Genomic DNA, 6,935 nt, shown 5'->3' with positions numbered 1-6,935 from the left:
CCTCCCGGCGCATCGACGGCCGTTGCGTCATGTTGCACTGTCGGGAAAGTCCCAATCCGCGATGCCGACGGACAGCAGACCGGCGCGCAGGCAGGCCCAGTCGAAGCCGGCGCCCGGATCGCCCTTGCGGCCCGGCGCCACATGCTCGTGGCCGGCCACGGCCTCGATCGGGTAGCGGCGCGCCAGGCCGGGCGCGAGTGCGAGCAGCGTGTCGTACTGCGCCGACTCGAAAGCCTCGCCCTCCAGCCCCTCGAGCTCGACGCCGATCGAGTAGTCATTGCAGTTGTCGCGGCCCTTCCACGACGAGCGGCCGGCGTGCCAGGCGCGGCGGTCACATGAGACGAACTGCAGCAGCGAGCCATCGCGCCGTACCACGAAGTGCGCCGAGACCTGCATGCCGCGGATCGTCCGGAAGTACGGGTGGGCATCCCAGTCGAGCCGGTCGGTGAACAACTGCTCGATCGCAGGGCCACCGTATTCGCCTGGTGGAAGACTGATCGAATGCAGCACCAGCAGCGACACGCGCGTTCCATCGGGCCGCGGGCCGAAGTTCGGCGAGTCGCAGCGGCGTGCCGCCGACCACCAGCCCGCGTTCCACCGCGTCCTGGCGATGCGCGCCGGCCTACTCTCGCTCGACACCGTCGCCGCCGACGTTCACGCCCAGCCGCGCCATGCGGTAGCGCATCTGTCGCAGCGACAGGCCGAGGCTGGCGCCAGCGGCCGTGCGGTTGAAGCGATGCCGCTCCAGCGCTCGGGCAAGGATGTCGCGCTCGACTTCGTCCAGGTACGCGGCGAGGTCCTGCGGCAAGGGCTCCTCGGCCGGCACGGCGTGGGCCGCTGGCGGGAAGCGCAGCGGCGGTTCATCGACGGCCATCGCCGCGAAAGCGTCGGGCTCGACGACGAAGGGCTCAGCCATCTCGGACTCGGGCAGGCCGAGATCCGCGACATCGATCGTCTCGCCGCCCGACAGCGCAACAGCGCGGTGCAGCAGGTTCTCCAGCTCGCGCACATTGCCCGGGAACGCATAGCGCGACAGATGCTGAAGCGCCTCGCGCGTCAACCGCGGCGGCGGTGACACGCCGGCGTCGTGGGCGATGCGCTCGAGCACTCGCTCGGTGATGTCCGACAGGTCCTCCAGCCGCTCGCGCAGCGGCGGCACGCGGATCTGGATGACGTTCAGCCGGTAGTAGAGGTCCTGGCGGAACTTTCCCGCGTGCACTTCGGCGCCAAGATCCTTGTGGGTGGCGCTGAGCAGCCGCACATTGACCGACTGCTCGCTCACCGCGCCGACCGGCCGCACCGAACGCTCCTGGATCGCCCGCAGCAGCTTGCTCTGCATCGACAGCGGCAGGTCGCCGATCTCGTCGAGGAACAGCGTTCCGCCGTTGGCGGCCTGGAAGAAGCCCTCGCGGTCCTCGGCCGCTCCAGTGAAGGCCCCCTTGCGGTAGCCGAAGAATTCCGCCTCGAGCAGTTGTTCCGGAATCGCGCTGCAGTTGACCGCGATGAAAGGCTGCGCCGCGCGTGGGCTGATCTCGTGGATGGCGCGTGCGACCAGTTCCTTGCCGGTGCCCGACTCGCCGTTGACCAGCACCGGTGCCATGCTGCGGGCCACCTTCTCGACCAACGCGCGCACGTGCAGCATCGCCGCCGAGCGGCCGGCCATGCGGCGCAGCGCGTTGCTGGCCGGTGCGGCCGGCGCGGCGGCGGGCTTCGGAGACTTCGGCTGCGCCGGCGTGCCGTTCTCCGAAGGCAGCGTCGACGGGTCCATCGTCGGCACGGCCGGGCCGCCGCGGCCGAGCGCCGAGGCCACCACCGCACGGAACTGCTTCAGGTCGACCGGCTTGGTGAGGTAGTCGTAGGCGCCGGCCTTCAGCGCCTCGACCGCGTTCTCTGCCGACCCGTAGGCGGTGATGACGATCGCCTTCTCGCGCCGGCCGGACTCCTCGAGGCGACGCAGCAGGTCCAGCCCGGTGCCGTCGGGCAGGCGCATGTCGGTGATGACCGCGCTGTAGGTGCGGTCCTTCAGGTGTGCCCACGCCTCCTCGACCGTCGCGGCGGTCTCGATGTCGTAGCCCTCGCGCAGCAGCGTCAGCTCGTACAGCGTGCGCAGGTCGGGCTCGTCATCGACGACCAGGAGACTGAAATGCGAGGCGGAGCTCATGAGGTCAGGTGCAGTCGCGCGTCGGTGTCGGCCAGCGGCATGCGCCGCATCACCACGAAGAATTCGTTGCCGTGCGGGTCGCCGGGGGCGCGCGACCGGTAGTCGATGCTCGCGCCGTAACGCTCGCACAGCTCACGGCAAATATACAGGCCCAGTCCGGTGCCGCGGCTGCGCGTCGAGAAGAACGGCTCGAAGAGATAGCGCTCGACTTCCGGTGGGATCGGCGCGCCGTCGCTGGCCACGCTGAGGAAGGCGCGTGTCTCGTCGCGCGAGTCCAGGCGCAGCAGGATGGCACCCGGCCTGCCGCTGGCGTGGCGGTGGGCGTTGTCGAGCAGGTTGACCAGCACCCGGCGAAGGTGCTCGGCGTCGAAAGCCACGCCCAGCGGCTGTGACGGCAGGTCGACGCGCAGCACGCTCTGGTCGCCCAGCTTGACGCCCGCCGAGCGCGCCCAATCGCTGCACACGGCTGCCACCTGCGCGGTGGCGTCGATCGCATGAACCTCCTGGGGTTGGCCCGGCGCCACCTCCATCACGTCGTCGACGATGCGCTTGAGCCGGTCGACGTTGTCGGCCACCATGCGCGTCAGCTGGCGCTGGCCCGGCTCGGTGGCGTCCTCTGCAAGCAGCGCGTTGGCCTGGGCGATCGCCGCCAGCGGGTTGCGAATCTCGTGCGCGATGCCGGCGGAGACACGGCCCATCGCGGCGAGCTTCTCCTGCCGGCTGCGTGCCTGCATGTTGCGCACGTCCTCGAGGAAGAGCACGCAGAAGTCCTCGTTGGCCTGAGCCGCCTTGTGCCGCGTGAAGCGCACCCGCACGCGCAGCGTGCGCGCAGAGCCCGGCTCGAATTCGAGCGTCACGTCGCGGCCGGCTTCGGGCCAGGCCGACTCGACGAATGCCTGCTCGACCGTGCGCACCAGCTCGGACCAGGCTTCGACCCCGCGCAGCTGGAACGGCGCCGGCCTGCTCATCCCCGTTGGCGCCAGCAGGCGCCGCGCGGCAGGATTGGCCGCACGAACGCGCCCGCGGCGGTCGACGACGAGGATGCCGTCCTGCATCTCCTCGATGACCAGGCGGTTCAGCGCCGCCTGCTGGCGTGCCATCTCCATGTTGCCGAGCGCGGTGAGTTCCTCGCGCGCCAGCCGCCCGGCCAGTTCGCCCGCCAGCACGGTGATGACGAAGAAGCCGCTGCCCGCCAGCGCTGCCTGCGTCATCAGCTGAGTCAGGCTGCCGTCCCGCAGCGAGCCGAGCCAGGCCGCGACGAGCAGCATCAGCGCCACCGCTGCCGCAGTGGCCAGCGCCAGCGGCCGCGGCGTCAGCACGCCGGCCATCAGCACCGGCAGAACGAGCAGGGCGACGTAGTTCAGGCTCGCGCCCGGCGTCAGCATGTGCAGTGCGCTGAATGCAATGACGTCGACGCCGATGGTGGTGAGCCATGGCGCGCCGAGCACGCGGGCGAGCGACTTCGGCTCCACTGTGCGGCGGCGCGGCAGCAGCCACAGGCTGAGCGCCAGCGCACCGTAGGCGACGCTGACCAGCGCCGCCGGCAGCGACGGCCGCGCGCCGAACAGGCCGGTGATCGCCTGCGCGACGACGAGCGCGACACCGAGCGCGGCACGCGCGCCGATGAAGGTGCGGTAGATGCGGTCGAAGGCCGTCTGGCCGGCACTGACAATGCGCTCGGCCTGGCGCGAGAACAGCCGCGAATCGAGCGTCGACCCGGCCGGCCGCGTCGATGCGTCCGGCATCGGCATGGTGGCGCCGTCGTCGGTCGAGACCTGAGTGTCTTCTGCGGAGCCGAAGGCGCCGAACCAGGACTCGTCGGCGGTGGGCGCGCGACGCGGGCCGCGTCGGTCGCCCACGCGCCTCTCGCGGCCACGGGGCGGCGCGCTCACGAGCCCCTCCGCATATGCACGGCGGCGCGCTCAGGCCGGCGGATGCTGTCGCTCGTACGCGGCACGGTGGGCCTCGGTGCAGAACACGCCGCCTCGCCCAGGCAAGGCATCGTGCTGCGGCAGGTGCACGCCGCAATGCTGGCAGGCGACCATCGGCTGGGCCTTGGCATCCGCACGGTCGGCAGCCGGTCGCGACGGCAGGCCCGGGCGGCGTGCACCGCGCAACAGCCACACCAGCACCAGCACGGCGACCACGAGCAGCACGTACTTCATCGGCACGGCCCTCAGTTCGCCGGCGGGCGCTGCAGCAGGATCTCGAGCACGAAGCGCGATCCCACGTAGGCCAGCAGCAGCAGCGCGGCGCCGCCGTAGAGCCAGCGCGTGGCGATCGGCCCGCGCCAGCCGAAGGCGCGGCGCCCGGCCAGCAGGGCCGCGAAGACCACCCAGCCGAGCATCGAGAACACCGTCTTGTGGTCCCATCGCCACGGGTTGGCGAACCAGGCACCGAGCAGCAGCGCCGCCGACAGCACGACGAAGCCTGCCCCGACGAAGCGGAAGGTCAGCCGTTCCAGCCGAAGCAGAGGCATGCCGCCGGCCGCCGGCGCGGTGCGTTGGCGAAGCTGCTGCTCGGCGCGGTTGAGCATCGCGCCGTGCAGAACGGCCGCACCGAACAGGCCGTAGGAAGCGATGCCCAGCACCCAGTGCAGCGGCGCCCAGCGCGACAGTGCGTTCGGGCGCAGTTCGCCGGGGAAGATCAGCGCCAGCAACACCGCCGCAGCGCCGAGCAGCGCGAGCGTGCGCTGCACGCCAGCCAGCGGAAGGAAGCGGCTTTCGACGGCATACACCGCCAGCACCAGCCACATCGTGACCGACAGGGCCGGCGCGAATCCGAAACGCGCACCGCTCACGGTGGCGCCGATCCCGCCGATGTCGACCACGATCGACAGTGCATGGGCGACCCAGCCGGCCAGCAGCGCATTGCGCAGCGCCGCCTCGCGCTGCACCGGCATCACCGCCGCCAGCGCGTAGGCCACCAGGGCCGCCAGCGTGGGCAGCAACAGGGCCCAGCCCATGTCCCCACCGGGGCCGACAGATAAAATCATGCCCACAGTGTACTTTCGCGCTTCTCGTTCCCGGGCGGCGCTCCAGCATGGCTTCCACCCTGACCGAACGCCTGAGTCGCGCCGTCAAGACGATGCGCGGCCAGGCCCGCATCACCGAGAGCAACGTTCAGGAGATGCTGCGCGAGGTGCGCATGGCCCTGCTCGAGGCCGACGTCGCGCTGCCCGTCGTGCGCGACTTCATCGCCCGGGTGAAGGACAAGGCGCTGGGCGCCGATGTGGTGGGCTCGCTGACGCCGGGCCAGGCGCTGGTGGGCATCGTCAACCGCGAACTCGCCGCGACGATAGGCGATGGCGTGGCGGACATCAACCTGGCTGCCCAGCCGCCGGCGGTCATCCTGATGGCCGGCCTGCAGGGTGCCGGCAAGACCACCACCACCGCCAAGCTGGCCAAGCACCTGATCGACAAGCGCAAGAAGAAGGTGCTGACCGTCTCGGCCGACGTCTACCGCCCCGCCGCCATCGAGCAGCTCAAGACCGTCACGAAGCAGGCCGGCGCCGAGTGGTTCCCGTCGACCGCGAACGACAAGCCGCTGGACATCGCCCGCGCCGCGATCGACCACGCGCGCCGCCACTACTTCGACGTGCTGCTCGTCGACACCGCCGGCCGCCTCGCGATCGACGAGGCGCTGATGAAGGAGATCGCCGATCTGCATGCGGCGCTGAACCCGGTCGAGACGCTGTTCGTCGTCGACGCCATGCAGGGCCAGGACGCGATCAATGTCGCCCGCGCCTTCAAGGAAGCGCTGCCGCTGACCGGCATCGTGCTGACCAAGATGGACGGCGACTCGCGCGGCGGCGCGGCGCTGTCGGTGCGGCAGATCACCGGCGCGCCGATCAAGTTCGCCGGCACCAGCGAGAAGATCGACGGCCTCGAGGTGTTCGACGCCCAGCGCCATGCCGGCCGCATCCTCGGCATGGGCGACATCGTCGCGCTGGTCGAGGAGGTGCAGAAGGGCGTCGACATCGCGGCGGCGCAGAAGCTCGCCGACAAGGTCAAGTCGGGCGATGGCTTCGACCTCAACGACTTCCTGATGCAGATCTCGCAGATGAAGAAGATGGGCGGGCTGTCCGGCCTGATCGACAAGCTGCCCACGCAGATGACCGGCGGCAAGACCGCCAACCTCGGCCAGGCCGACATGGACCGCGCCGAGCGCGACGTGCGCCGCATGGAAGGCATCATCTGCTCGATGACGGCGCTCGAGCGGCGCAAGCCCGAGCTGATCAAGGCCACGCGCAAGCGCCGCATCGCCGCGGGGGCGGGCGTTCAGGTGCAGGAGGTCAACCGCCTGCTCAACCAGTTCGAGCAGATGCAGGGGATGATGAAGAAGATGAAGGGCGGCGGCCTGATGAAGATGATGAAGCGCATGGGCGGCATGAAGCTGCCCGGCGGGCCGCGGTGACCCGGCGCCGTCGCCGCGTTATGCTGCGCACCTTCATTGACTTGCACGACGGGGAAGCTTGATGCCGGGTTGGGCTGTCGCGGTACTGGCTGCGGCCGTGGTCACGGGTCTGCTGGCGCTCGTGCTGCGTCGCCGCGGCGCATCGAGCGAGCAGCGGGCCAAGGACGGCGGTCGCCTCGACACGGTCGTGGCCTGGCCCCCCGCCGCGACGCGCATCCTCACCACCGCCGAGCGCCAGGCCTACGGCACGCTGGAACGCGCACTGCCCGGCTACATGATCCTCGCCCAGGTGCCGCTGGCACGCTTCCTGAAGGTGCCGACGCGTTACTCGTACGCCGAGTGGCTGCGTCGCCTGGGC

The 6,935-nt window shown here is 70.7% G+C and carries 7 protein-coding genes; 2 read left to right on the top strand and 5 right to left on the bottom strand.

All coding sequences use genetic code 11. From position 1 onward, the window contains the following. Positions 1-27: 27 nt before the first annotated feature. The 5 genes from ampD to ccsA are packed head-to-tail and all read right to left on the bottom strand — an operon-like array spanning position 28 to position 5,156. Positions 28-639 carry a 1,6-anhydro-N-acetylmuramyl-L-alanine amidase AmpD gene (ampD, locus tag AAG801_RS38875; RefSeq protein ID WP_341893232.1) on the bottom strand — a complete coding sequence of 204 codons (612 nt, stop codon included), beginning with the start codon at positions 637-639 and terminating at the stop codon, positions 28-30. Then, complete coding sequence (locus tag AAG801_RS38870; RefSeq protein ID WP_341893231.1) at positions 623-2,161, bottom strand: sigma-54 dependent transcriptional regulator; 1,539 nt, start codon at positions 2,159-2,161, stop codon at positions 623-625. The genes ampD and AAG801_RS38870 overlap by 17 nt, the downstream gene beginning before the upstream one ends. Then, entirely contained in the window at positions 2,158-4,053 is a 1,896-nt protein-coding gene (locus AAG801_RS38865) for an ATP-binding protein (RefSeq protein ID WP_341893230.1), read from the bottom strand. The genes AAG801_RS38870 and AAG801_RS38865 overlap by 4 nt, the downstream gene beginning before the upstream one ends. 30 nt (positions 4,054-4,083) lie before the next feature. Beyond that, a complete protein-coding gene (locus AAG801_RS38860; RefSeq protein ID WP_341893229.1) occupies positions 4,084-4,326 on the bottom strand; it encodes a PP0621 family protein in 243 nt (80 codons plus the stop codon). 11 nt (positions 4,327-4,337) lie between these two features. Further along, complete coding sequence (ccsA, locus tag AAG801_RS38855; protein WP_341893228.1) at positions 4,338-5,156, bottom strand: cytochrome c biogenesis protein CcsA; 819 nt, start codon at positions 5,154-5,156, stop codon at positions 4,338-4,340. Between the two features lie 47 nt (positions 5,157-5,203). On the opposite strand from ccsA, the gene ffh reads away from it, so the two are divergent. Together ffh and AAG801_RS38845 are read left to right on the top strand one after the other, a co-directional pair. Then, positions 5,204-6,577, top strand: a complete 1,374-nt coding sequence (gene ffh / locus AAG801_RS38850; protein ID WP_341893227.1) for a signal recognition particle protein — start codon at positions 5,204-5,206, stop codon at positions 6,575-6,577. Positions 6,578-6,638: 61 nt separating this feature from the next. Beyond that, positions 6,639-6,935, top strand: a 297-nt coding sequence (locus tag AAG801_RS38845; protein ID WP_341893226.1) for a hypothetical protein, incomplete at its 3' end; no start/stop codon positions are given.

The organism is Variovorax sp. YR752 (genome assembly GCF_943372545.1).
Note: the sequence above shows the minus strand (reverse complement) of the source record. Positions and strands in the feature narration are given on the sequence as shown.